The organism is Amycolatopsis balhimycina FH 1894 (assembly GCF_000384295.1).
Lineage (GTDB): Bacteria > Actinomycetota > Actinomycetes > Mycobacteriales > Pseudonocardiaceae > Amycolatopsis > Amycolatopsis balhimycina.
The window spans coordinates 6,614,661-6,637,263 of sequence record NZ_KB913037.1; the positions used below are offsets into that span (position 1 = coordinate 6,614,661).

The window sequence follows — 22,603 nt, forward strand, 5'->3', positions numbered from 1 at the left end:
TCGGCGGTTCGCACCTTGACACGACCGCCGTCGCAGCCCACCCTCTTCATACCGACCGCGCGGTACGGGTTGGTCCACCTGCTGAGACAGGAGTCATCGATGACACCTCTTGGTGAGGCACTGCCCGGCGAGGACCTGCTTGTGGTCGACGGCCTGACCGTGCGCTTCGGTGGCCTCACCGCGTTGCACGACGTCCGGCTGAGCGTCGACGCCGGCACCGTCGTCGGCGTCATCGGGCCCAACGGCGCCGGCAAGACCACGCTGTTCAACGTCGTCTGCGGGTTCGTGCGGCCGCAGGCGGGCCGCGTGCTGTGGCGGGGAGAACCCCTCGTGCGGCACCGCACCGAACACCTCGCCCGGCTCGGGATCGTCCGGACCCTCCAGGGTCTCGGCCTGTTCCCCGGGCTGACCGTGCTGGAGAACGTGATGGCCGGGGCGGGCCGCCACGCCCGGACCGGCGTGCTGCCGGCCCTGGCCGGAGCCGGCCGTTCGGCGCGCGACGAAGCCGCGTTGGCCGCCCGCGCCCGCGAAACGCTCGGCGAGCTCGGGATCGACGACCTCGCCGACCGGCTGCCCGGCGTTCTTCCTTATGGCGTAAGGAAACGCGTCGCGCTCGCGCGGGCGCTGGTGGCGGACCCGGACCTGCTGCTGCTCGACGAACCCGCGAGCGGGCTCTCGGCCGCCGAACTCGCCGAGCTCTCGACGTTGATCCTGGCCCTGCGGCGGCACATGGCGATCGTCCTCGTCGAACACCACATGGACTTCGTCATGCAGGTCTGCGACCGCGTGGTGGTGCTGAACTTCGGCGAGGTGATCGCGGCGGGCACCCCGGCCGAGATCCAGGCCGACCCCCGCGTGGCCGAGGCCTACCTGGGTGACCCCGCCGAGGAGGCGCCCGGTGCTTGAGATCGAGGAGCTTTCCGTGGCCTACGGCGCGGTCCGCGCGCTCGACGGCGTCGGCATCACGGTCGAGCGCGGCGGGATCACCGCCGTGCTCGGCGCGAACGGCGCCGGCAAGACGACGCTGCTGCGCACGATCAGCGGCCTGCAGCCCGCCCGCGGCGGCCGGATCGCCTGGAACGGCCGGGAACTCACCGGCCTGGCGCCGGACCGCATCGCGCGCGGCGGGATCTCGCACGTGCCCGAGGGCGGCGGCGTGATCACCGAGCTGACCGTCGACGAGAACCTCCGGCTGGGCGCGCTGTGGCGGCGTGACCGCGCCGACCGCGCGGTCGCGCGCACCGAGGTGTACGAGCTTTTCCCGCCGCTGGAAGAACGTTCGGCGAAACCCGCCTCGACGCTCTCGGGCGGCGAGCGGCAGATGCTGGCCATCGGCCGCGCCCTGATGAGCCGTCCGGCGTTGCTGCTGCTGGACGAACCGTCGCTGGGGCTGGCCCCGCTGATCACCGCCCGCATCATGGGAATCCTGCGGGACCTGCGGGCCTCGACCGGGCTCACCGTCGTGCTCGTCGAACAGAACGCGCACAGCGCGTTGTCCATCGCCGACCGCGGGTACGTCCTCGCGCTCGGCCGCGTCGTGGCGGTCGACACCGCGGCGGAACTGCTGGCCGACGACGGCCTCCGCCACGCCTACCTCGGTTTCTGACTTCCCCTCACCAGGAGGTGACCGGTCCGATATGCAGGACTTCTTCGACCTGACCCTCGGCGGGATCTCGGCCGGCGCGGTGTACGCGGCACTCGGGCTCGCGCTGGTCATCATCTACCGGGCCACCAGGGTGGTGAACTTCGCGCAGCCCGCGCTCGCCCTGATTTCGACGTACCTCGCCTACTCGGTCACCAAGTCCTCCGGCAGTTACTGGCTCGGCTTCGCCGTCGCGATCGCCGCCGGGACGGTGCTGGGCGTCGCCACCGAACGGCTGCTGATCCGGCCGCTGCGGCACCGCTCCGAGCTGAGCTCGATCATCGTCACCCTCGGGCTCCTGCTGGTGCTGCAGGCGGTCGCGGGCATGATCTGGTCCAACGAGCCGCTGGCGTTCCCGTACGCCTTCGACTTCCGCGGCCGGTTCTCCGCCAACGACCTGTTCGTGGTGCTGGTGGTGCTCGCCATCGCCGCGCTCGTGCTGGTGGTGTTCAAGTACACGCCGCTGGGCCTGCGGATGCGCGCGGCCGCGTTCGCCCCCGACGTGGCACGCACACTGGGCGTGCGGGTCGGGCTGATGCTCACCTTCGGCTGGGGGCTGGCCGCCGGCGTCGGCTCGCTGGCCGGGCTGCTCGCCACGCCGCCGTTCCTCTTCCCGAACGTGCTGGACGGCGTCTTCGTCTACGCGCTCACCGCGGCGGTGCTCGGCGGCCTCGACAACCCGCTGGGCACCATCGCCGGCGGGTTCGTCCTCGGCGTCGGACTGTCCTATGTGTCCGGTTACCTCGGACCGGAGCTGGTGACGATCGCCGCGCTCGCGATCCTGGTGGTCGTGCTGACGCTGCGGCCGAGCGGACTGTTCGGCCGGGCCAAGGTGAGGCGGGTATGAGCGTGCGCACCGAGCTCCCGGAAACCCCGGTGGAAACACCGAAGCGGCGCCGGGCACTGCCGCCGCTGCTGGTCCACGCGCTGGCCGCGCTGGGCGCGTTCGCCGTCGTCGTCGCGCTGACCCTGGTCACCGACGAGTTCACCAACCTGCGGATCGCGACGATCGGCTACTACCTGATCGCGGTGGCCGGGCTGACGCTGCTCACCGGCCTCACCGGCCAGGTTTCCCTGGGGCACGGCGCGTTCATGTTCATCGGCGCCTACACGGTCGCGTTGCTGGTGCGCCGGGTGCCGTCGTTCCCGCTGTGGGCCGACCTGCTGCTGGCCTCGGCCGCCGGCGGGCTCGCCGGGTTGCTGGCGGGCGCCGCCGCGGCCCGGTTGCGCGGCCCGTACCTGGCCGGGGCGACGCTCGCCCTGGCCGTCGGCCTGCCCGCGCTGACCCGCCGGTTCCCGGACTTCCTCGGCGGCAGCAACGGACTGAGCTTCACCGTCCACAGCAGACCGTCCGGAGTGGCCGTTCCCGAGCTGCGCTGGCAGACCTGGATCGTCTGGCTCAGCGTGCTCATCGCGCTGGTGCTGGTGGTGAACATCGTCCGCGGCCGGCTCGGCCGCGAGTTCCGCGCGGTCCGCGACGACGAGGTCGCCGCCGCGCTCGGCGGGATCGCCGTGGGGCGCACGAAGATCCTCGCGTTCCTGGTCAGCGCGGTCTGCGGTGGGCTCGCCGGTGGCCTGCAGGCGTTCCTGCTCGGCACCGCCGCGCCCGGGTCGTTCACCCCGGCGCTGTCGCTGAGCCTGCTGGCGGCCGTGGTGCTGGGCGGGCTCGGGTCCCTGTGGGGCGCGCTGTGGGGCGCGGTCGCGCTCGTCTACTTCCAGGCCTGGTCCGAGGACCTCGCCGACGCTCTGCACCTGAACACCGACGTGGCCAACAACCTCCCGCTGGCGGTGTACGGCGTGATCCTCATCGTCGTCGTGCTCGCCTTCCCGCGCGGCATCCAGGGTGGCTTCCGAAGACTGGGCACTTCTCTGACCTCGATCCGCCGAGCAAAGGAGAACGATGAGAAGCACTAGGTACGGCGCGGGTTTCGCCGCCCTCGCCTTGGTACTGACCGCGTGCGGCGGCGCGGGCGAAAGCGACGGCGGTGGCGCGAAGACCGCCGACTCGGCCGTCGGCGTCACGAAGGACGCCGTCGTCATCGGCACCCACCAGCCGCTCACCGGCCCGGCCGCGCCCGGGTACAGCCGGATCTCCGTCGGGGCCCGCGCGGTGTTCCAGGCGATCAACGACGGCGGCGGGGTCAACGGCCGCAAGATCGACTACCGCGTCGAGGACGACGGCTACAACCCGACGAGGACCGTCGAGGTCGTCAAGAAGCTCGTGCTGCAGGACAAGGTGTTCGCGATCGTCGGCGGGCTCGGCACGCCGACGCACTCCAAAGTGGTCGACTACCTCAACTCCGAAGGCGTGCCGGACGTGCTGGTGTCGTCGGGCGCGCTCGCCTGGGACAACCCGCAGAAGGCGCCGATGACTTTCGGGTACCAGGTGGACTACGCCCGCGAAGGCAAGATCCAGGGCAAGTACGTCAAGGACACCTTCGCCGGCAAGAAGATCGGGTACTTCACCCAGAACGACGACATCGGACGGGACACCCAGGCCGGGCTCGACCAGTTCCTCAAGGACCAGACCGTCGTCCGGCAGGGTTACGACACCGCCAACACCGACGTCACGCCGCAGCTGTCCGCGCTCAAGGCGGCGGGCGCCGAGGTCGTCGTCTGCGAGTGCATCCCGGCGTTCACCGCGCTCGCCATCCTGTCCGCGGCGAAGATCGGCTACCACCCGCAGTTCGTCGTCAGCAGCATCGGCGCGGACCCGGCGACGCTGTCCGGGCTGTTACAGGACTTCGCCCGGCGCGGCGGCGCCAGCGTCTCCAGCGCGCAGCTGCTGGCCGGCCTGATCGGCACCGGCTACCTGCCGGACGTCGCGCTGACTTCGGACCCCTGGGTCGCCTACTTCAAGGGCATCCACGACAAGTACATCCCGAAGGAGCAGCTCACCAACACGCTGTTCTACGGCATGGTGCTGGCCTACACGTTCGCGCAGGCGCTGAAGGCGGCGGGCCCGGACCCGACGCGGCAGAAGCTCGTCGACGCGATGAGCTCCGGCGCCCTCAAGGGGCCCGGGCTGACACCGTTCGGGTTCTCGAAGGACTCGCACTCCGGCTACACCGGCGCGTACGTGTTCAAGATCAACCCGGACACCACGACGACGGTGCTCCAGCCACCGGCCGTCACCGACCGGGGCACCGGCGCGATCACGCCGTACACCGGTGAGCGCGCCACTCCGGAGCAGGTGAACCCGCAGGGCAAGTGAGGATCGGGCCGGGCTCGTGGCGGGCCCGGCCCGCCCCGCTCACTCGAATAGGGTGACGACATGACGGTCAGGGAGAAGGTCGTGCGGGCGGCGGTGCGCCTGTTCGCGGAGAAGGGGTTCGAGGCCACCACGGTCCGCGAAATCGTCGAAGTGGCCGGTGTGACCAAAGGCGGGCTGTACCACTACTTCGAGTCCAAGGACGACCTGCTCTTCGAGATCTACGCGGCCATGCTGCGGATGCAGACCCGGCGCATGGAGACGATCGCCGAATCGGACCTCCCGCTGGCGGAACGGCTGCACGCGATCATCGCCGACGTCGTGGTGACGAGCATCGCCGACCTCGACGCGGCAACCGTGTTCTTCCAGTCGTTCCCGCTGCTGGAAAAGTCCAAACAGGTCCAGGTGCGCGCCGAGCGGCGCACGTACCACGAGCGGGTGCGGGACCTCGTCTCCGAAGGCCAGCGCACCGGCGTCTTCCGCGCCGACGTCCCGGCCGACCTCGTCATCAACTACCACTTCGGCGCCATCCATCGGCTGGGCATGTGGTACCACGTCGAAGGCGAGCTGTCGGGGGAGCAGGTGGCCGGCCACTTCGCCGACCTCATGCTGCGCAGCCTCCGTCCTTAGTGGACGTTGTACGCGCTCACCCGGAAAGCCGTGAATGGCACATTGAGGGACTTCAAGTCCCTCAATGTGCCATTCACGGCTTTGACCGCGAGCCCCGTGCTAGCCCGCGTCGCGGCCGAGGTAGGCCAGTACTGCCAGCACTCGCCGGTGCCCGGCGCCTTCGTCGGACGGCAGGCCGAGTTTCGCGAAGATGTTCCGGATGTGCTTGAGCACGGCGCCGTCGCTGACCACCAGGAGCTCGGCGATCGTGCTGTTGTTGTAGCCCTCCGCCATCAGCCCCAGTACTTCGCGCTCCCGGGCGGTCAACGACGCCAAGGGATCCGCGGTGCGGCGGCGGCCCATCAGCCGGCCGATCACCTCGGGGTCCATCGCCGTGCCACCCTTCGCGACCCGCTGGAGCGCGTCCAGGAACCGCTCGACCTTGCCGACGCGCTCCTTGAGCAGGTAGCCGACGCCGCCGACGCCGTCGGCGAGCAACTCGACCGCGTAGCTCGTCTCCACGTGCGCCGACAGCACCAGCACCGGCAGGGCCGGGTGGATCTCGCGAGCGCGCACGGCCGCGCGCAGGCCCTCGTCGCGGTGGGTCGGGGGCATGCGGACGTCCATCACCACCGCGTCGGGCCGGTCGCCCTCGATGAACGCCAGGAAGTCCTCGGCGTTGTCGAACGCGGCGGCCACTTCGATGCCCGCCGTCTTCAGCAGCAGGGCGAGGCCTTCGCGCAGCAGCGCGTCGTCCTCGGCGATCACGACCCGCATGGCAGCTCCACTCGCAGCACGGTCGGCCCACCGGGTGGGCTGGTCAGGGTCAGGGTTCCGTCGAAGGCTTCGGCGCGGCGGCGGATCCCGGCGAGCCCGCTGCCGCGCGACTCGTCGGCGCCGCCGCGGCCGTCGTCGCGGATTTCCAGGCACAGCACCGAAGCCGTCCCGCCGAGCGTGATGTCCACTTGGGACGCGTCGGCGTGCTTGGTCACGTTGGCCAGCGCCTCCGCGACGACGAAGTACGCGGCCGCCTCGACGGCGGCCGGGCGGCCGGTCTCGGCGGCGACGTCGACCGTGGCCGGCACCGGGCTGCGCTCGGCGAGCGCGCGCACCGCCCCGGCCAGGCCGCGCTCGCTCAGCAGCGGCGGGTGGATGCTGCGCACCACCGTGCGCAGCTCGGCCAGCGCGTCGGTCGCGGTGTCCTGCGCCTTGACCAGCAGGTCGCGCACGGTGGCCGGATCGCGGTCGTACAGCTGGCCGGCAATGCCCAGCTGCAGGACGACCGCCGCGATCCGCGCCTGCGTGCCGTCGTGCAGGTCACGCTCGATGCGCCGCAGCTCGGCCCCGTGCGCCTCCAGCGCGGCGGCGCGGGTCGCGGTCAGCTCGGCGACCCGGTCCGCCAGCACGACGCCGGGGGCGGGGGCGAGCAGCTTCCGGGCGGTGCGGGCCTGCCACCAGGCGACGCGCGGCAGCTGCAGCGTCGCCGCGACCATGGCGGCGGCCACCAGCAGGTCCAGCGCGGCCCGTGGCCAGGAATCCACCACGATCCCGAGCGAGCCTTCGATCCCGCCGGGGACCAGCGGCCAGACGAAGACCGTGATGACCTGCTGGACCGCGCCCAGCGGCAGGCCGAAGGCCAGCGCGCCGATGATCAACCCGGTCGCGGCGTGGATCGCGAGCCACGCGAGGTCGCGGCGGGTGGCCGGGTCCTTGAGCGGGGAGCCGTCCCGGTACGGCTCGGGGATCGGTTCGCCGAGCTTCCGCGCGGCCCGGCGGCGGTCGGCCCCGACCGGCCACCGCGACAGCCGGATCATCGGCGCCAGTGACGGGATCCCGATGCCGACCGGGCACAGCAGCAGGACGGCGAACAGCCCGGCGAGGGCGAACAGCGACAGCAGCGACGTGCCGGCGCCGACCACGAGGTAGCGAACCGCCGACCAGCACTCGCGCAGGCGGGTCGTCATCACGGCAGTGTCCCACCCCACCACCGTGGTGGTGCTGGCGCTACCCCCGATCCACCCCTCCACGGGATCGAACGCGCGGCCGCACCGACCTAGTTTTCCTTACGACGCAAGGATGAGTTTTAAGGGGACAGAGATGACCACAGCGAGCGCATACGCGCTGGAGCTGACCGAGGTGCGGAAGGTGTACGGCTCCGGCGACGGCGCGGTCACCGCGCTGGACGGGGTGTCGGCGGGGGTGGCGCGGGGGACGTTCACCGCGGTGATGGGGCCGTCCGGCTCGGGGAAGAGCACCTTCCTGCACTGCGCGGCCGGTCTCGACCGGCCGACGGCGGGGCGGGTGCTGCTCGGCGGCACCGAGATCGGCAGGCTGAAGGAAAACGAGCTGACCCGGCTGCGGCGCACCCGGATCGGGTTCGTCTTCCAGGCCTACAACCTGCTGCCGTCGCTGAACGTGCTGCAGAACGTCACGCTGCCGCTGCGGCTGGCCGGCGTCAAGCCGGACCCGCGGTGGCTGCGGGAGATCGTCGACGGCGTCGGGATCGCGAAGCGGCTGGAACACCGCCCGGCGGAGCTGTCCGGCGGGCAGCAGCAGCGCGTCGCGATCGCGCGGGCGCTCGTCACCCGGCCCGAGGTGGTGCTGGCCGACGAGCCGACCGGCGCGCTCGACACCCGCACCGCGCGGCAGGTGCTGGACCTGCTCCGCGCGATCGTCGAGGGGATGGGGCAGACCGTCCTGATGGTCACCCACGACCCCGTCGCGGCCTCGGCCGCGCACAGCGTCCTGTTCCTGGCCGACGGCAAGCTGGCCGGCCACCTCCCGCACCCCACCCCCGAGCGGGTGGCGGAGCGGATGACGCACCTCGGGGAGTGGTGACCGTGCTGACCCTGGCCTGGCAGACGATCCGGAGCCGGCTCGGCGGGTTCGCCGGCGCGTTCATCGCGATCCTGTGCGGCACCGCCCTGGTGGCGGCGTGCGGGGTCCTCATGGAGTCCGGCCTGCGGGCCGGCGTCCCCACGCAGCGGTACGCCGCCGCGGCCGTCGTCGTCGGCGGCGCCCAGACCGTCCGGCCCCCAGGTGCCGACGCGCTTTCCTTCGAGCAGGTCGGCGAGCAGCCTTCGGTCCCGGCCGCGCTGGCCGGGCGGATCGCCTCGGTGCCCGGGGTGCGTTCCGCGGTGGTGGAGCAGAGCTTCCCCGCGCAGGTCGTGGCCCGCGACGGGCAGCTGCTCGGCGGAAGCGGGTCCCTCGGCCACAACTGGGACGCGGCCGTGCTGGCGCCGTTCACCCTGCGCGGGGGCGAGGCACCCGCGGCCGCCGGCGAGGTCGTGCTGGACGCCGACCTGGCGCGCCGGGCCGGCGTCGGCATCGGCGGGCAGGTGCGGATCACGACCCGGTCGGTGCCGGCGACGTTCAAGGTGAGCGGCGTCGTCGACAGCGTGCCGCGCCAGTCGGCGTTGTTCTTCACCCCGGAACGGGCCGCGGCGCTGGCCGGGCAGCCCGGCCGGGCGCGCGCGATCGGCGTCCTCGCCGGCCCCGGCGTGACGCCGGAGACCCTGGCCGGCCGGGTGCGGGCGGTCGCGGACGGCGCTGAGGTCACCACGGGCGTCGAGCGCAGCAGCGTCGAGTTCCTCGACGTCAGCCAGACGCGCACGCTGCTGCTGACGATCGCCGGTTCGTTCGGCGGCTTCGCGTTGCTGGTCGCGGTGTTCGTGGTGGCGAGCACCCTGGCCCTGACCATCAACCAGCGCCGCCGGGAGTTCGCGCTGCTGCGTGCGGTCGCGGCCACGCCGAAGCAGATCCGCAAGCTCATCGGCACCGAGACGACGCTGATCGCGCTGGTCGCGGGCGTGCTGGGCAGTGCGCTGGGCCTGGCGGTGGCCTCCGGGCTGCGGGACGCGTTCGCCGCCATCGGCGTGATCCCGGCCGACTTCGGGCTGGCGATCAGCCCGCTGCCGCTGCTCGCCGCGGTGCTGCTCGGCCTGGGCGCGGCCCGGCTGGCGGCCTGGGCGGCGTCGCGGCGGCCGTCGTCGATCCGGCCGGTCGAGGCGCTCGGGGAGGCCGCCGTGGAGCGGCGCGAACTCGGCCGCGGCCGGCTGCTCACCGGCTGGGGCCTGGTGCTCGCCGGCTTCGGCGGCGCGCTGGTCCCGCTGTTCCTCCGCGGCGACATCGCGGCCGCGGCGTCCTCGATGGCGACGCTGGTCGTCGTCGTCGGGCTGGCCGTGGTGGGCCCGCAGGTGACCGGGCTGGTGGTGCGGTTCCTCGCGCCGGCGCTGGCGCGGGTGTGGCGGATCAGCGGCTACCTGGCGGGCGCGAACGCCCACGCCAACGCCCGGCGCGTCGCCGCGGCGGTGACGCCGCTGATGCTCGCGGTGGCGTTCGCCCTCGCCACGTTCTACGGCCCGCTGGCCGCCTCGGCGGCCGCCGAGCAGCAGACCGCGCGGTCGACGACCGCCGACTACGTGCTCGCGGGCCCGGGCGGCGTCTCCCCGGAGGTCGCGGAGGCGGCCCGGCGGGTGCCCGGCGTGGCGGCGGCGACGCCGGTGGTGCGCACGTCCGTGATCACCGCGAGCAAGCTGGGCGACAGCGTCGAGGTCCAGCGGACACCGGCCCAGGGCCTGGCGGCCGAGCAGGCGGGCGGCGCCCTCGAACTGGGCGTCGACGCCGGGAAACTCACCGACCTGACCGGCGACACCGTGGCACTGAGCCGTTCGGAAGCGGATTGGCTGGACAAGAAGCTCGGCGACGAGGTCGAGTTCTACTTCGGCGACGGCGTCCCGGCGAAGCTGCGGCTGGTGGCGACGTACACGCACGACCTGGCGTTCGGCGACTTCGTGCTGCCGGTCGCGCTGGCCCGCGAGCACATCGGCGGCCGGCTGGACGACTCGGTCCTGGTCCGGCGCCAGCCGGGCGCCGACGCGGCCGCGGTGGCCACGGCGTTGCGGGCGCTGCCCTACCCGGGCCTGGCGCTCACAGCACCGGCATCGGCCGCCCCGGAAGGCGGCGAACGGCAGGTGCAGTTCTACCTCAACCTGGTGGCGGCCGGCGTCATCGTCGGGTACCTGGCGATTTCCGTGGCCAACACGCTGGTCCTGACGACCGCGCAGCGAAGCCGGGAGTTCGCGTTGCTGCGCCTGGTCGGAACGACGCGTCGTCAGGTGACCCGCATGATGCGGCTCGAGGCACTTGTCACGGTGGGGATCGCCATGGCACTGGGGACGCTGGTGGCCCTGGTGCCGTTGGGACTGCTCAACATCGGCCTGCGCGGCAACGTCGTTCCGGCGGGACCACCGTCCGTCTACTTCGGAATCATCGGCGGCGCGGCACTGCTCGGGATGGTGGCGATCGGGGTGGCGACACGGGTGACGCTGCGGGCCCGGCCGATCGACGCGATCGGCGTGCACGAGTAGCCGGGATTCACGGATCGAGTCCCGCGGGCCAGAGCCCGAGCCGGCCGAACTGGGTGCGGACGTGGTCGTGCAGGGGCCCGTCGAGTTCGGCGACGAGCGCGATGGTCTGGCGGGACTCGTTCCACGCTTCGGCCTGCCGCCCCGTGGCCGCGAGGGACCGAACCAAGGCCACCAGCGCGCGGACGGCCTGGCCGCGGTCGGCGGACGAGCGGGAGATGCCGAGTGCTTTCCGGGCGTACAGCAGGACGTCACCGTGTTCGCCGGCGTCGCAGCTGGCCTCGCTCAGCTCGACCAGCGCGGCCAGCGTCCGCCCGTGGTCCGCGGGGTGGCGGTCGTGCAACGTGACCGCCTCGGTCAGGAAGCGGATGGCCTCCGTCGTCCGGCCGGCCCGGCGGCTCAGGAGACCGAGCTCCAGCGCCATGGCGGCGTGCCGCCGGTGGTCTTCGAGCTCGGTGTACAGCAGTTTCGCCTCGGAAAGGTGCCCCGCCGCCTCCTCGAGCCGTTCCCTTCGGCGAAGGTGGGCGCCGAGTTCGCCGTGCACCGCCGCGCATTGGGCGGGTTCGTTCAGGCCGGCCTGGAGTTCCAGGGCCTGGCGCAGGCACGACTCGGCGTAGGCCGGATCGCCGGAGTCCTCCGCGTGGCGGGCGAGCAGGAGCAGGACTTCGGCCGACGACCGGTCGTCGCGCGTGATGCGGAAGATCGTGATCGCGAGCTGGAGCGATTCCTCGGCGGCCATCGGATCGCCGAGTGCCCCGTGAACGCGCGCCAAGGTGGTCAGGGCCTGGCCTTCGGCGCCGAGGTCGTTCGCGGCGCGGGCGGCCAGCAAGACGGCTTGGGCGGCTTCGCGCCACCCGCTGCCCGCGAAATCGAGGTGCGGCCGGAGCAGCCGCAGCAGGGTCACCGCCCGGGCGAGGTCACTGCCGGCCGCGCGGTGGATCGCGGCGGCCAGGTACGCCTCCTCATCGGTGAGGAACGTCTTGGCCTCGGCGAAGCCGGGAAGGTGACGGGCCGGATCCGCGATGCGCCACCGGCTCGGCGCCAGGGCTTCGGCGGCCTCCCCGACCCGGGCGATGTACCAGTCGAGCAGCCGCGCCTGCGCCCGCGAGCGGTCGGCCGGCGGATCTTGCGCGAGCGCGAGGCGTTCGCCGGCCGCCCGGGTGAGCGCGTCCATCCGGAACCGGCCGTTTTCCCTGCTGACCAGGTATCGGGCGCCCAGTTCGGCGAGCGCGCCGCGGGTGGTTTCGGCGTCGGTCCCGTCGAGGGCGTGCACCGCTTCCGCGCCGATGCCGGACTCGACGTGGAGGGCGAGTGAACGGAACAGCTGGGCGGCGTGCGGGCCCAGCGCGTCACAGGACCACAGTATCGAGGTGAGGATCGTTCCCGACGCGAGTTCTCCGGCCAGGAGCAGCTCGGCGAGGCTCGGTGGTTCCCCGGAGCCGGGCAGGAGCTCGGCGAGGGTGCGGATGGCTTGCGGGGTCCCCCCGGTGAGCGCGACGACCGTGGCCGGCTCGGGAAGCGCGACCGCCGGGTCCGGCAGCAGCCCGGCGAGGAGCCGGGCCGCCTCGGTCTCGGTGAACCGCGCGACCTCCAGCCGGTAGGCGCCGTGGTGGGTCACGAGGTCGCTCAGCCGGTGCCGGCTGGTCACCACGACAACGCACTGGGCGCTGCCCGGCAGCAAGGGCACGACTTGCCCGGAATCCCGCGCGTTGTCGAGGAAGAAAAGCGCCCGGCTGTCGTCGAGCAGCGTGCGCAGCATCGCCGTCCGGGCGCTCAGGCTCGCGGGCATCGCCGGCGCCGTGACGCCCAGGGCGTCGAGGAACTCGCCGAGGATGTCGCGCGGATCGCGCGGCGGGCCGCTGCCGTGGCCGGAGAGGTCCGCGTGCAGCTGGCCGTGGGGGAACTGTTCCCGGATGCCGTGCGCCCAGCACAGTCCCAGCTCGGTCTTGCCGACCCCGGCCGGGCCGGTGATGGCGACGATCAGCGTCGCCGGCGAGCCGCCGACGCGGGAGCGCAGGAGCAGCTCGTCGAGCCGGGCGAGATCGTCGGAGCGACCGACGAATCCGCTGACCCGGGACGGCAGCTGAGCGGGCGGCAGGGCGCGCAGGGCGGCCTGGGTGCGGTGGAGGTCCGCCGGGGCCAGCGCGTCCCGGGACTGCAGCAGCCGCCGGTGCAGTTCCTGCAGTTCGCGGGCGGGCCCGGTACCGAACGACCGGGCGGAGCGGTCGTAGACTTCTTTCCAGTAGGCGTCGAATTCTTCGTAGTGGCCCAGCCCGTCGAGCGCGATCAGCCGCTGCCCGATGTAATCGGTGTCGAATTCGTGCTCGACCATCGCGAAGTCGAGGATCCGCAGCACCTCGCGGAAGCGGCCGCGTTCGAGTTCGACGGCGCACAACGCCTGGTACCCGGCGACGCGGTCGTAGCGGTCGAGGTCTTCGCGCTTGCGTTCCATCCAGAGAGTGCCGAGGTCTTCGACGACGGGCCCACGCCACAGGTCCATCGCTTCCCGCAGGGCGGCCGCGGCCTCGTCCAGCCGCCCGGCCCGTCGCGCTATCCCGCTGTCGCGGACGAGGGCTTTGAACCGTGCGTAATCGAGTTCTTCGTCCCCGGGCAAGAAGAGGTAGCCGCCGCGCTGGGTGACGATCCGCGCCGACACGCCGTACCCGCGCAGCGCGGCCCGCAGCCGGCTGACATAGGCCTGGAGGTCTTTCTTCGCGTGGGCGGGCGGGTTGTCGTCCCAGAGCGCTTCGGTGACCGTGCCGAGGCTGACCACCTTGCCGTGGTTGAGCATCAGCACACCCAGCAGCGAACGTTCTTTCGCGCGCCCGAGCGCGACTTCCCGGTCGCCGAGCCGGAGCTCGACGGCCCCGAGGATCCGGAACTCCATCGGGCTTCCTCGTCCACCCCTGGCCTGCCGGCAAGGACTTTCTCGACCAGCACAGTAACCCGCGGAGCACCGCGGTTCAGCGCAGGTCAACCGGCTGTCAAGAATTTGTCCAGCAACCGGCAACCGAAGCGTCAACCACCGCCGTTCACGATCATCCCGGCCCGAGTGGCCCGGTGGAGGGAGGTCGGAATGTCGTGGAGGGACTGGACCGGATGGCTGCGGCAGCGCCCGGTGCCGTGCAGCCCGGCCGAGCCGGTGACGGATCCGGTGCACCACACCATTCTGGCGCTCGTCATCGAGGGATTTTCCGCGCCCGACCGGACGACGATGCACCGGCTGGCGCAGCGGGCGGGCCTTTATCACGTGGCCCAGCAGGCGCTGCTGGCCGGCGGAGTGGAATGGGAGGACTGCCATTGGGCCGACCTGGGCGACGGCGTGCTCGTCCTGGTGCCGGCAGGCTATCCGAAGGCCGTGTTCAGCGAGGTGCTGCCGGGTGAGCTCACGGCATCGCTGGCCGTCCACAACGCTTCCCACCGGCGTCCGGAACGCATCCGGTTGCGCGTGGCCCTCCACGCGGGAGAGGTGAGTTACGACGTGCACGGCACAGCCGGGGCGGCGATCGTGCACACGTTCCGCCTGCTTCATTCGCGGGTGATGGCGAACGCGGCGGCGCACGCGGGCGGGGACCTCGCGGTGATCGCGTCGGCGTGGTTCTACGACGAGATCATCCGCCACAGCCCGGTCAGCAGGCCGGACCTGTTCCGTCAGGTACGGGTCCAGGAGAAGGAAACCGCGGCCTGGGGCTGGGTTCGCCTGCTGGGACCGGGCGAAGGAGCGCGGCGCCGGACGGCCGGGTGAGGGTGCCCGGTGTCTCCCTCACCCGGCTTTGACTTACTGACTCGACGTCAGACGTCCTACGGCGCGCAGGAAGGACGTCCAGGATGCGGGCGGAAACTCGATGACAGGCGAGTCGGCGCAGCGGTTCTTGCTGTCCCGGACGGCGGCGCAGCCGGAGGCGAAACGAACTTCCACACAGCTGCCACTCGCATTCGAGTGGCTGCTCTTGAACCAGTCGGAACGGTGGGACGCGGCGGTGTAGGAACAGAACTTGTCCACGTGAGCTCCTCGGCTTGGGTGCGGGGCATTCTCATGGATGTTCTGGCTTTTCGGGCACGACGGCAAACCCCGCGCAGGGACGACCTCCTGCGGGGGACGATGGGCGGGGGGTGGTGTGCCGGAGGCCGGGACGAGGGTTTGTGGTCGCACCCTCGTCCGCGCGCCTCAGGTGTTCGAGCTCAGGAATCGTCCCGTGTCATGATGGCGAGGAATGATGTCCAGGCCGCGGGGGCGAATTCGATGACCGGGGAGTCGGGGCGGCGGTCCTTGCTGTCCCGGACCAACGTGGCATCCGTGGTGAACCTGGTTTCGACGCAGCTTCCGCCGGCATTCGAATAGCTGCTTTTGAACCACCCGGTGAGGATGCGCGAATTGGTGGCCATGAATTCCACGGTAATCGATTTCCTTGCTGTTAGGGTAACAAAAGTCACCGGCTGGCCCTCTTGTCGAGGGCCAGCCGGCGTGTCCGGTACCCTACCGGTGTGAGTCCCCTTGCTCTATGATGTCCGCGTGGCGTGTTTGCGGCGAGGTCAACTCAACTCTCTGATGCAGTTGTCGACCTTCTCCAGGGTCGCGTCCTTGCCGAGGGCGAGCCGGTAGGCGTCCTCGAACGTGGTCGTAAGGTTCCTGACCTGCGTCGGGTCGTCGATGATGCCCCAGCTGGTGACAGTCTCCTGCCAAGCCAGGGTGGGCAGTTGCGGGTTGTCGAAGTCGATGAGGACGACGGTGGCTCCGCCGAAGAGGCCGCACGCCGTTGCGGTGAACGGGATAACCCGGATGTCCAACTTGGACGGATATCGCTCGATCAGGGTCGCGAGGTGCCTGAGCTGATCCCGCAGTACACGCGGGCCGCCGATTTGCTGGCGTAGACTCGCTTCGCTGATGACCGCCGTGAAGGTAAACGCATCGTTTTCGTCCAGGAGACGGGCTTGGCGGCGCAGTCGGACCTCCACGCGCTGGTCGACCTCGACCGGGCGCATGGTCACGTCGGGCATCATGATCGCCCTCGTGTAGTCGGCGGTCTGGAGCAGGCCGGGAATCAGCAGATTTTCGTAATCGCGGATTCCTCGGGCGCCTTGTTCCAATCCGTACAGTCGTTGGATCTCGTTGTCGAAAAGTGCAGAGTACCGTGTCCACCAGCCGCGTTCCTTGGCCGCAGTGCGCAGGGCCAATAGTTCTTCTTTCTCCTCGTCGTCGAATTCGAACAGCTCGATTATCCTGGCGAGGCTTTCTTGGGAAAGGATCTTGCGTTCGTTTTCGACGGCGGACCAGTAATTGCGGGTGAAACCCAGTGTTTCGGTGATGGTCCTGACCTCGACGCCCAGTTGCTCACGACGCCGTTTCAGCCGGAGCGCGAGCTCCCACGAGGCGACGACGGGAGACTGGGGCGCTGACACGTCGGCGCTCCGCTAGCGTCCGATGTGGCCAGGTGCAGGCCAGGTCGTCGTCCGGCTCGGGACACCCATGTTCACGACCTTCTGCAAGGGCAGGCGCAGCTGCGATGGGGACGGGACGTTGCGTGGTTACGGTAACCGAACGATGCTACCAGTGTGCTCCCGGCATCCCGTTCGGTTGACTACGCTGAGGATAGGACACGAGCGCACTGCGCCACATCCCGACGCGCGCTCGATCGGCTGATTCTCGGCAAAGGAACCCCCGATGCCCGATCCCGAAGCGGCGAGGCCGCCGCTGCCCCGGCCTGGAGGCCGGACGCGCGCGTCCGAGCGCGTGCGGACCGGCGCCGTCGGGATCGCGCCCCTGCACGGGGCGAGGGCGGTGGATTGGCAGGGCAGCGTCGAGCTGGACACCGCGCACTGCACCGTGGTCGTCGTGGACGTCGAAGCGTTCGGCAGACGCCTGAATCCGAATCAGCTGCGAGTCCGGCAGGGGATGTATCGATCATTGGAACGGGCATTCGCCACCGCCGGCATTCCGTGGGGCGCCTGTCGCTATTCGGATCTGGGCGACGGCGTGCTCGTGCTGGCCCCCGCGGAAATCCCCAAGACTCTGTTCGCCGATTTGCTTGTCGGCGCACTCGCCGACGAACTGGCGATTCACAACGAGGTTCATCCGGCGCCGGAACGGTTCCGGCTCAGGCTGGCACTGCACGCCGGCGAGGTGTCCTCCGACGAGCACGGCGTGACCGGCTCGTCGATCCTGCACGCCCAGCAGCTGGTGGACGCGCCGGAGCTGAAGCGGGCGCTGGCGGACGCCGCGGCGGTGCTGGCGGTGATCGCCTCGGACTGGTTCTTCGGTGAGGTCGTCAGGCACAGTGAGCGCGCCCGGGCCGAGGACTACCGAGCCGTCTCCGTCGCGAGCGGTGCCGGACCGGCGGCGGCGTGGATCCGGCTCGTCCCCGCGCCGGCGGTCATCCGGCGGCGCGGTCTGCGCCGCGCCCGGCGGGACCGCTCCGCCTGACCCGCGCAGCAGCCGCGGCACTTCCCGTCACCCCGGTCGAAACTTTCCGAAAGTGATTGCCCCGCCGCCCTCGGTGATCACATGCTTTCTCCGACGCCAGGCCTCGACGAGGAGGAAGAATGCGTACCAAGAACCGCTTCAGGGTGTTCGCCGGTGGGGCCGCGCTCGCGGTGATCGCCGCGTTGGTGCCCGGGGTGGCGCGAGCCGATACCGTCATCACCACCAACCAGACCGGCACCAACAACGGGTATTACTACTCGTTCTGGTCCGCCGGTGGCGGCTCGGTCTCCATGACGCTCGGCTCCGGCGGCAACTACCGCACGAACTGGAGCAACGTCAACAACTTCGTCGCCGGCAAGGGCTGGAGCAACGGCAGCCGCCGGAACGTGAACTACTCCGGCAGCTTCAACCCCTCCGGCAACAGCTACCTGTCGCTCTACGGCTGGACGTCCAACCCGCTCGTCGAGTACTACATCGTCGACAACTGGGGCAGCTGGCGGCCGACCGGGACCTACAAGGGCACCGTGACCAGCGACGGCGGCACCTACGACATCTATATGACCACCCGCTACAACGCGCCGTCCGTCGAAGGGAACAAGACCTTCAACCAGTACTGGAGCGTGCGGCAGCAGCGGCGGACCGGCGGCACCATCACCACCGGCAACCACTTCGACGCCTGGGCCCGCGCCGGCATGCGGCTCGGCAGCTTCAACTACTACATGATCCTTGCGACGGAGGGTTACCAGAGCAGCGGCAACTCCAACCTGACGGTGGGCTGACCATGCGACCTCGCAGCACCTTGCCGGCCGCCGCCGCGATGGCCGTGGCGGCGATGGCCGTGGCGGGGACCGTCGCCGTCACCCCGGCGCACGCCGCGACGTGCAACGGGTACGTCGGTCTCACCTTCGACGACGGGCCGTCGAACGCCCACACCCCGGCCCTGCTGAACGCGCTGCGGCAGAACGGGTTGCGGGCCACCATGTTCAACGAGGGCCAGTACGCGGCCGCGTACCCGGCCCAGGTCCGTGCCGAGGTCTCCGCCGGCATGTGGGTGGGCAACCACAGTTACACCCACCCGCACCTGACCCAGCAGAGCCAGGCGCAGGTGGACTCCGAGATTTCCCGGACCCAGCAGGCGATCTCGGCGGCCGGCGGCGGCACGCCCCGGCTGTTCCGCCCGCCGTACGGCGAAACGAACGCGACAGTCCAGGCGGTGGAGGCGAAGTACGGCCTCCGGCAGATCATCTGGGACGTCGACTCGGGAGACTGGAACAACGCGAGCGTCGACGCGATCGTCGCGGCCAACGCCCGGCTCACGAACGGGCAGGTCATCCTGATGCACGAATGGCCGGCCAACACCCTGGCCGCGATTCCCCGGATCGCCCAGACGCTGAGCAGCCGCGGGTTGTGCTCGGGGATGATCTCGCCGCAGACCGGGCGGGCGGTCGCCCCAGGCTGACAGGAGCGGTGGTGCGGCGGTTCCGGTGCCGCCGCACCACCTTTCCTAGTTCACGTACCAGTCGACGCGCGCCGAGGTTTCAGTGAAGGTATAGAGATCCGCGCACACCGTGTGGGTCACCAGAAGCCCCGTGTCGCGGCAGAACCGTTCGATCCTCCGGTCGCCGGCCGACGGCGCGGGGATGAAGTCGCGGGCCGTGAGGTGCGCGCGCAGGACGTCGGCGGCGTAGTCGCCGGTGACGGCCATTTCCCGCCAGCAGTTGCCGGAACCGCAGCCGATGCTCTCGACGATCCGCAGCTGTGCGGGGCCGGGTGACACGCCTTCGTCGCCGGGCGGGGCCTCCCATTCGGAGAACAGGACGCCGCCGGTGACGACGAACCCGGCGACCACCAGCGCCGTCAGCCGGCCGGCGCCGCGCCGGGCGCCGATCGCGCACACCACCGCCGCCAGCGTCGTGTAGAGCCAGTAGACCTCGATCTTCGCCGGCACCCAGGGTCCGGACAGGTCCAGTTCGCGCGGAACCACGAACCAGGCCAGCAGCGCCAGCAAGACCAGCCCGACGACCACCCCGTTCCGGGGCGACCGCGCCAGTGAGCACCACAGGAGGACGGGGACCAGGGCGAACACCGCCGCGAACGGCGCTTCCCGTGCGAACGCGGCGGCGATGGTCACCGCCGTCACCACGAGCGCCCCGCGCCACCAGTGGGTCTTCACTTGCTCGGGGGTCAGCATCCCGCCATTGTCCTTGTTCCGGATAGCCTGCCCCGGGCAAGGGCGGAAGGGGGACCATGGGGGAGCCGCGGGCCATCAGGGTGATCGTCGTGGACGACCGGGAGGCCGTGCGGGACGGCCTGGTCGCGCTGATGGGCCTCCTCGAAGACGTCGAGGTCGCCGGCTCGGCGGCGGACGGCGCGCAGGCCCTCGAACTCCTCCGGCGGCTCGACCGGGTCGACGTCGTGCTGATGGACCTGAACACGCCCGTCCTGGGCGGGGTCGAAGCGACCCGGCGGATCACCGGGAACCACCCGGACGTCGCCGTCGTGGTGCTGACGACCGGTTCGGACGACGAGCCGATCGCCGGCGCGCTGGCCGCCGGGGCACGGGGGTTCCTGACGAAGGACGCGGGCCGCGGCGAGATCGGTGTCGCGCTGCGAGCCGTGGCGGCCGGGCAGCTGACGTTCGGCGCCGGCGTGTCGAGCCAGGTCGCGAGCCTCCTGCCCGGCGCGGCCGACCCGGTGGTGAAAGGCCTGCCGCGCAAGGAAGGCCTGCCGGGCGGGCTCACCGCGCGGGAGGCCGAGGTGCTCGGCCTGATCGCCGCCGGGCTGAGCAACGGGGAGATCGCGGCCGAGCTGTTCATCGGCGAGGCGACGGTCAAGACGCACATCAACAACGCGTTCGCCAAGATCGGCGTGCGCAACCGCGTCCAGGCGACGCGCTACGCCGTGGGGCACGGGCTGGCGCGGCCGCCGCGCTGATCCTCGTGAGGGCATCCGCGTCAAGGCAAGGCGAGGGTTAACCAGCGCGCAACCCGGACATTTCACCGGTCCGGCCACGGCCGGTCGGCTCCCGTTCCGCGTCAGTTCACTCGACGCGCCCGCCGCCGTCACTTGCGGTACCTAAGTTTCTCCGCGCAGGCCGGGAACGGAAGGGACCCATGGACGCACCCTTGGCAGTGAGAGCGCGCGGGATCACCAAGTGCTTCGGGGACGTCGTCGCGCTCGACGGCGTCGACCTGGACGTGGCGGCCGGGCAGATCCACGGGCTGGCGGGCCCGAACGGCGCCGGCAAGACGACCCTGCTCGGCCTGCTGCTGAGCCTCGCCGTCGCCGACGAAGGCCGGCTGGAGATCCTCGGCACGCCGGTCGGGCGGGCGCTCGCCGCGCCCGCCGGCGTCGCGGGGTTCGTGGACGGCCCCGGCCTCTACCCCTCGCTCACCGCCCGGCAGAACCTCGCCGCGCTGGCCAGGCTCGGCGGCCACGTCGTCGGTGACGTGCTCGAAGAGGTCGGGCTCGCCGACGTCGCCGACGACCGGGTGCGCGGCTTCTCCCTCGGCATGCGCCAGCGGCTCGGCCTCGCCGCGGCCCTGCTCACCGAGCCGCGGCTGCTGGTGCTCGACGAGCCGGCGAACGGCCTGGACCCGGCGGGCAAGAAGCACGTCCACGGCGTCCTCGGCCGCCTCGCCGCGGCCGGCACCGCGGTGGTGCTGTCCAGCCACCGGATGGACGACCTCGAGGCACTGTGCGCGGAGGTGACGATCCTCGCGACCGGCCGCGTGGTCTTCACCGGCCCGCTCGCCAAGCTGTCGGCGGAGAACGGCGAGCTCGCGTACCGGCTGCGCACCTCCGACCCGGCCGCCGCCCGGCGGGTGATCGCGGATACGCGGGGGATCAAGCTCGTCGACGCGCCACGGGATGCCGAGGGAGTGGTCGTGCGGGCGCTCGTTCCCGCGCTCGACGAACTGGTGCTGCGGCTGGGGCGGGACGGTGTCGCGGTGCGCGAGCTGGCGCCGGTGGTGTCGCCGCTGGAAGCCGCGTTCCTGGCTCTCACCGAACAGGGGAGCACCCGATGACCACCGCCGTCGCCCGGCCCGTTCCCCTCGGGCGCACCTACCGGTTCGAGCTGGTCAAGCTCTTCGCCACCTGGCGCATCCGCCTGCTCATCCTCGCCTGCTGGCTGGCTCCCGCGATCTTCGTCGCGGCCGTCAGCGAACAGAGCTCGCTGCCCGTCGACACCCTCTTCGGTCGCTGGATGAACGCGACCGGCTGGGCCGGGCCGCTGGTGATGCTCGGCTTCGCGGGCACCTACGCCCTGCCGCTGCTCACCTCCGTCGTCGCCGGGGACGTGTTCGCCGCCGAAGACCGGCTGGGCACCTGGCGGCACCTGCTGGTGGCTGTCCGGTCCGCGAGCCGGCTCTTCACCGCGAAGGCCCTGGCCAGCCTCACCGTCCTGCTCGTGCTCGTCGCCGGGATGGCCGTCTCCAGCACCGCCGGCGGCCTCCTCACCGCCGGGAACCGGGCCCTGGTCGGCTTCGACGGCCACCTGCTCACTCCCGGCGACGCCGCCGGGCGGGTCCTGCTCGCCTGGGTCTGCGTGCTCGCCCCGACCCTGGCCCTGGCCGCACTCGGGCTGCTCGGGTCCGTCCTCGGGGGACGCTCGCCGATGGGGCTGCTGCTGCCCGCCGTCGTCGCGCTGGCGATGGCGCTCGCCCAGCTGCTGCCGCTGCCGGTCGCCGTCCGCCTCGCTCTGCCCAGTTACGCCTTCATCGCGTGGAACGGCCTGTTCACCGATCCCGGCCAGCTCGGCCCGCTGCTCGTCGGCGTGGGCGTCGGCCTGGCGTGGGCCGTGGCCGCGACGACGCTCGCGTACCTGCTGTTCGTCCGGCGGGACTTCACCAACTCGGCCCACGACGGCTCGGGGCGCCGGACGCTCGCCGCGCTGCCCTTGGTCGCGCTCTTCGCCGTGACGGCCGGGATCATCGCCGCCGCGACGCCGTCCCTGGGGTCCGGGATCGACCAGGACAAGGTGCAGCGGTCGGTCGCGACGGCGTTCGCCCACCTCTACCGCCTCCAGACCGCGCAGCTCGGCCGCCCCGACGTCACCGAGGCGCGGCTGGCGGCCACGGCCGCGTGCACCAAGGGCGACGGCCTGATCGCGGCCGAAGGGCCGGGGAACGACTGGCGGTGCGTCGTCTCCTGGCACCTTCCCGGCGTCGACGCCACCGGGACCGCCATCTACCAGCTCGACGTCACCTCGGACGGGCGGTACGTCGCCGACGGCGACGGGCCGAAGGAAGTGAACGGCTACTTCCAGGTACGGACCCCGGCGGGGGACCAGCCCAACCCGCTCTGGCAGTTCGACGCCAACGTCGAGCTGCTCTCCTCCACGAAGGGATGAG

22 protein-coding genes are annotated in these 22,603 nt (G+C 71.5%); 15 read left to right on the forward strand and 7 right to left on the reverse strand.

Annotation, left to right across the window (positions count from 1 at the left end; genetic code table 11):
• Positions 1-99: 99 nt before the first annotated feature.
• Genes A3CE_RS0130310 through A3CE_RS0130335 form a run of 6 tightly spaced genes read left to right on the forward strand, consistent with a single transcriptional unit; the run spans position 100 to position 5,483 of the window.
• Positions 100-906 (forward strand): ABC transporter ATP-binding protein, encoded by an 807-nt coding sequence (locus tag A3CE_RS0130310; protein WP_026469020.1) that lies wholly within the window; start codon positions 100-102, stop codon positions 904-906.
• Complete coding sequence (locus A3CE_RS0130315) at positions 899-1,606, forward strand: ABC transporter ATP-binding protein (RefSeq protein ID WP_020643859.1); 708 nt, start codon at positions 899-901, stop codon at positions 1,604-1,606. The genes A3CE_RS0130310 and A3CE_RS0130315 overlap by 8 nt, the downstream gene beginning before the upstream one ends.
• Before the next feature lie 31 nt (positions 1,607-1,637).
• The gene (locus tag A3CE_RS0130320) at positions 1,638-2,489 is read left to right on the forward strand and encodes a branched-chain amino acid ABC transporter permease (RefSeq protein ID WP_020643860.1); all 852 of its coding nucleotides are present in this window, start codon (positions 1,638-1,640) and stop codon (positions 2,487-2,489) included.
• Positions 2,486-3,556, forward strand: coding sequence for a branched-chain amino acid ABC transporter permease (locus tag A3CE_RS0130325; RefSeq protein WP_020643861.1), 1,071 nt, complete (start codon positions 2,486-2,488; stop codon positions 3,554-3,556). Before A3CE_RS0130320 ends, A3CE_RS0130325 begins: the two co-directional genes overlap by 4 nt.
• Positions 3,543-4,856, forward strand: a complete 1,314-nt coding sequence (locus A3CE_RS0130330) for an ABC transporter substrate-binding protein (protein WP_026469021.1) — start codon at positions 3,543-3,545, stop codon at positions 4,854-4,856. Before A3CE_RS0130325 ends, A3CE_RS0130330 begins: the two co-directional genes overlap by 14 nt.
• A 60-nt stretch (positions 4,857-4,916) precedes the next feature.
• On the forward strand, positions 4,917-5,483 hold the full coding sequence (locus A3CE_RS0130335) for a TetR/AcrR family transcriptional regulator (RefSeq protein ID WP_020643863.1): 567 nt from the start codon (positions 4,917-4,919) through the stop codon (positions 5,481-5,483).
• A 99-nt stretch (positions 5,484-5,582) separates the two neighbouring features.
• Here A3CE_RS0130335 and A3CE_RS0130340 read toward each other — a convergent pair whose 3' ends face one another.
• The gene (locus tag A3CE_RS0130340) at positions 5,583-6,239 is read right to left on the reverse strand and encodes a response regulator transcription factor (protein ID WP_020643864.1); all 657 of its coding nucleotides are present in this window, start codon (positions 6,237-6,239) and stop codon (positions 5,583-5,585) included.
• On the reverse strand, positions 6,227-7,426 hold the full coding sequence (locus A3CE_RS0130345) for a sensor histidine kinase (RefSeq protein ID WP_026469022.1): 1,200 nt from the start codon (positions 7,424-7,426) through the stop codon (positions 6,227-6,229). The genes A3CE_RS0130340 and A3CE_RS0130345 overlap by 13 nt, the downstream gene beginning before the upstream one ends.
• Positions 7,427-7,559: 133 nt before the next feature.
• Between A3CE_RS0130345 and A3CE_RS0130350 the strand changes: the two genes are divergently transcribed.
• Positions 7,560-8,300, forward strand: coding sequence for an ABC transporter ATP-binding protein (locus A3CE_RS0130350; RefSeq protein WP_020643866.1), 741 nt, complete (start codon positions 7,560-7,562; stop codon positions 8,298-8,300).
• A complete protein-coding gene (locus A3CE_RS0130355) occupies positions 8,294-10,831 on the forward strand; it encodes an ABC transporter permease (protein WP_020643867.1) in 2,538 nt (845 codons plus the stop codon). The genes A3CE_RS0130350 and A3CE_RS0130355 overlap by 7 nt, the downstream gene beginning before the upstream one ends.
• 7 nt (positions 10,832-10,838) lie before the next feature.
• Here A3CE_RS0130355 and A3CE_RS0130360 read toward each other — a convergent pair whose 3' ends face one another.
• Positions 10,839-13,715: an AfsR/SARP family transcriptional regulator gene (locus tag A3CE_RS0130360; protein ID WP_020643868.1), complete on the reverse strand. Its 2,877-nt coding sequence runs from the start codon at positions 13,713-13,715 to the stop codon at positions 10,839-10,841.
• Positions 13,716-13,904: 189 nt separating this feature from the next.
• On the opposite strand from A3CE_RS0130360, the gene A3CE_RS51810 reads away from it, so the two are divergent.
• The gene (locus A3CE_RS51810; protein WP_020643869.1) at positions 13,905-14,573 is read left to right on the forward strand and encodes a hypothetical protein; all 669 of its coding nucleotides are present in this window, start codon (positions 13,905-13,907) and stop codon (positions 14,571-14,573) included.
• Positions 14,574-14,606: 33 nt separating this feature from the next.
• Here A3CE_RS51810 and A3CE_RS59635 read toward each other — a convergent pair whose 3' ends face one another.
• From A3CE_RS59635 to A3CE_RS0130380, 3 genes are all read right to left on the reverse strand, one after another.
• Positions 14,607-14,981, reverse strand: a complete 375-nt coding sequence (locus A3CE_RS59635; protein WP_342668241.1) for a DUF397 domain-containing protein — start codon at positions 14,979-14,981, stop codon at positions 14,607-14,609.
• Positions 14,982-15,010: 29 nt separating this feature from the next.
• Positions 15,011-15,214, reverse strand: a complete 204-nt coding sequence (locus A3CE_RS0130375; protein ID WP_043792702.1) for a DUF397 domain-containing protein — start codon at positions 15,212-15,214, stop codon at positions 15,011-15,013.
• 147 nt (positions 15,215-15,361) lie between these two features.
• Positions 15,362-16,228 (reverse strand): Scr1 family TA system antitoxin-like transcriptional regulator, encoded by an 867-nt coding sequence (locus tag A3CE_RS0130380; protein WP_020643872.1) that lies wholly within the window; start codon positions 16,226-16,228, stop codon positions 15,362-15,364.
• A gap of 433 nt (positions 16,229-16,661) precedes the next feature.
• Here A3CE_RS0130380 and A3CE_RS53645 point away from each other — a divergent pair, with 433 nt between their 5' ends.
• The 3 genes from A3CE_RS53645 to A3CE_RS0130395 all read left to right on the forward strand — a co-directional run bounded on the left by A3CE_RS53645 (position 16,662) and on the right by A3CE_RS0130395 (position 18,708).
• Positions 16,662-17,249, forward strand: coding sequence for a hypothetical protein (locus tag A3CE_RS53645; RefSeq protein ID WP_169524026.1), 588 nt, complete (start codon positions 16,662-16,664; stop codon positions 17,247-17,249).
• Between the two features lie 119 nt (positions 17,250-17,368).
• On the forward strand, positions 17,369-18,028 hold the full coding sequence (locus A3CE_RS0130390; RefSeq protein WP_020643874.1) for a glycoside hydrolase family 11 protein: 660 nt from the start codon (positions 17,369-17,371) through the stop codon (positions 18,026-18,028).
• Between the two features lie 2 nt (positions 18,029-18,030).
• Positions 18,031-18,708 carry a polysaccharide deacetylase family protein gene (locus A3CE_RS0130395; RefSeq protein WP_026469023.1) on the forward strand — a complete coding sequence of 226 codons (678 nt, stop codon included), beginning with the start codon at positions 18,031-18,033 and terminating at the stop codon, positions 18,706-18,708.
• A gap of 45 nt (positions 18,709-18,753) precedes the next feature.
• On the opposite strand, the gene A3CE_RS0130400 is transcribed toward A3CE_RS0130395, so the two are convergent.
• Positions 18,754-19,440: a hypothetical protein gene (locus A3CE_RS0130400; protein WP_020643876.1), complete on the reverse strand. Its 687-nt coding sequence runs from the start codon at positions 19,438-19,440 to the stop codon at positions 18,754-18,756.
• Positions 19,441-19,496: 56 nt separating this feature from the next.
• Between A3CE_RS0130400 and A3CE_RS0130405 the strand changes: the two genes are divergently transcribed.
• The 3 genes from A3CE_RS0130405 to A3CE_RS0130415 all read left to right on the forward strand — a co-directional run bounded on the left by A3CE_RS0130405 (position 19,497) and on the right by A3CE_RS0130415 (position 22,602).
• Positions 19,497-20,183 carry a response regulator transcription factor gene (locus tag A3CE_RS0130405; RefSeq protein WP_020643877.1) on the forward strand — a complete coding sequence of 229 codons (687 nt, stop codon included), beginning with the start codon at positions 19,497-19,499 and terminating at the stop codon, positions 20,181-20,183.
• A gap of 179 nt (positions 20,184-20,362) precedes the next feature.
• Positions 20,363-21,277: an ABC transporter ATP-binding protein gene (locus tag A3CE_RS0130410; RefSeq protein WP_026469024.1), complete on the forward strand. Its 915-nt coding sequence runs from the start codon at positions 20,363-20,365 to the stop codon at positions 21,275-21,277.
• Positions 21,274-22,602 carry an ABC transporter permease gene (locus tag A3CE_RS0130415; RefSeq protein ID WP_020643879.1) on the forward strand — a complete coding sequence of 443 codons (1,329 nt, stop codon included), beginning with the start codon at positions 21,274-21,276 and terminating at the stop codon, positions 22,600-22,602. The genes A3CE_RS0130410 and A3CE_RS0130415 overlap by 4 nt, the downstream gene beginning before the upstream one ends.
• The last annotated feature ends 1 nt before the right edge of the window (position 22,603 follow it).

What these genes read in the sequence shown, in the direction of transcription:
- A3CE_RS0130310 (WP_026469020.1), top strand. Translation starts at nt 100, where the DNA reads ATGACACCTCTTGGTGAGGCACTGCCCGGCGAGGACCTGCTTGTGGTC.
- A3CE_RS0130320 (WP_020643860.1), top strand. Translation starts at nt 1,638, where the DNA reads ATGCAGGACTTCTTCGACCTGACCCTCGGCGGGATCTCGGCCGGCGCG.
- A3CE_RS0130325 (WP_020643861.1), top strand. Translation starts at nt 2,486, where the DNA reads ATGAGCGTGCGCACCGAGCTCCCGGAAACCCCGGTGGAAACACCGAAG.
- A3CE_RS0130330 (WP_026469021.1), top strand. Translation starts at nt 3,543, where the DNA reads ATGAGAAGCACTAGGTACGGCGCGGGTTTCGCCGCCCTCGCCTTGGTA.
- A3CE_RS0130335 (WP_020643863.1), top strand. Translation starts at nt 4,917, where the DNA reads ATGACGGTCAGGGAGAAGGTCGTGCGGGCGGCGGTGCGCCTGTTCGCG.
- A3CE_RS0130340 (WP_020643864.1), bottom strand. Translation starts at nt 6,239, where the DNA reads ATGCGGGTCGTGATCGCCGAGGACGACGCGCTGCTGCGCGAAGGCCTC.
- A3CE_RS0130345 (WP_026469022.1), bottom strand. Translation starts at nt 7,426, where the DNA reads ATGACGACCCGCCTGCGCGAGTGCTGGTCGGCGGTTCGCTACCTCGTG.
- A3CE_RS0130350 (WP_020643866.1), top strand. Translation starts at nt 7,560, where the DNA reads ATGACCACAGCGAGCGCATACGCGCTGGAGCTGACCGAGGTGCGGAAG.
- A3CE_RS0130360 (WP_020643868.1), bottom strand. Translation starts at nt 13,715, where the DNA reads ATGGAGTTCCGGATCCTCGGGGCCGTCGAGCTCCGGCTCGGCGACCGG.
- A3CE_RS51810 (WP_020643869.1), top strand. Translation starts at nt 13,905, where the DNA reads ATGTCGTGGAGGGACTGGACCGGATGGCTGCGGCAGCGCCCGGTGCCG.
- A3CE_RS0130375 (WP_043792702.1), bottom strand. Translation starts at nt 15,214, where the DNA reads ATGGCCACCAATTCGCGCATCCTCACCGGGTGGTTCAAAAGCAGCTAT.
- A3CE_RS0130390 (WP_020643874.1), top strand. Translation starts at nt 17,369, where the DNA reads ATGCGTACCAAGAACCGCTTCAGGGTGTTCGCCGGTGGGGCCGCGCTC.
- A3CE_RS0130395 (WP_026469023.1), top strand. Translation starts at nt 18,031, where the DNA reads ATGCGACCTCGCAGCACCTTGCCGGCCGCCGCCGCGATGGCCGTGGCG.
- A3CE_RS0130400 (WP_020643876.1), bottom strand. Translation starts at nt 19,440, where the DNA reads ATGCTGACCCCCGAGCAAGTGAAGACCCACTGGTGGCGCGGGGCGCTC.
- A3CE_RS0130405 (WP_020643877.1), top strand. Translation starts at nt 19,497, where the DNA reads ATGGGGGAGCCGCGGGCCATCAGGGTGATCGTCGTGGACGACCGGGAG.
- A3CE_RS0130410 (WP_026469024.1), top strand. Translation starts at nt 20,363, where the DNA reads ATGGACGCACCCTTGGCAGTGAGAGCGCGCGGGATCACCAAGTGCTTC.
- A3CE_RS0130415 (WP_020643879.1), top strand. Translation starts at nt 21,274, where the DNA reads ATGACCACCGCCGTCGCCCGGCCCGTTCCCCTCGGGCGCACCTACCGG.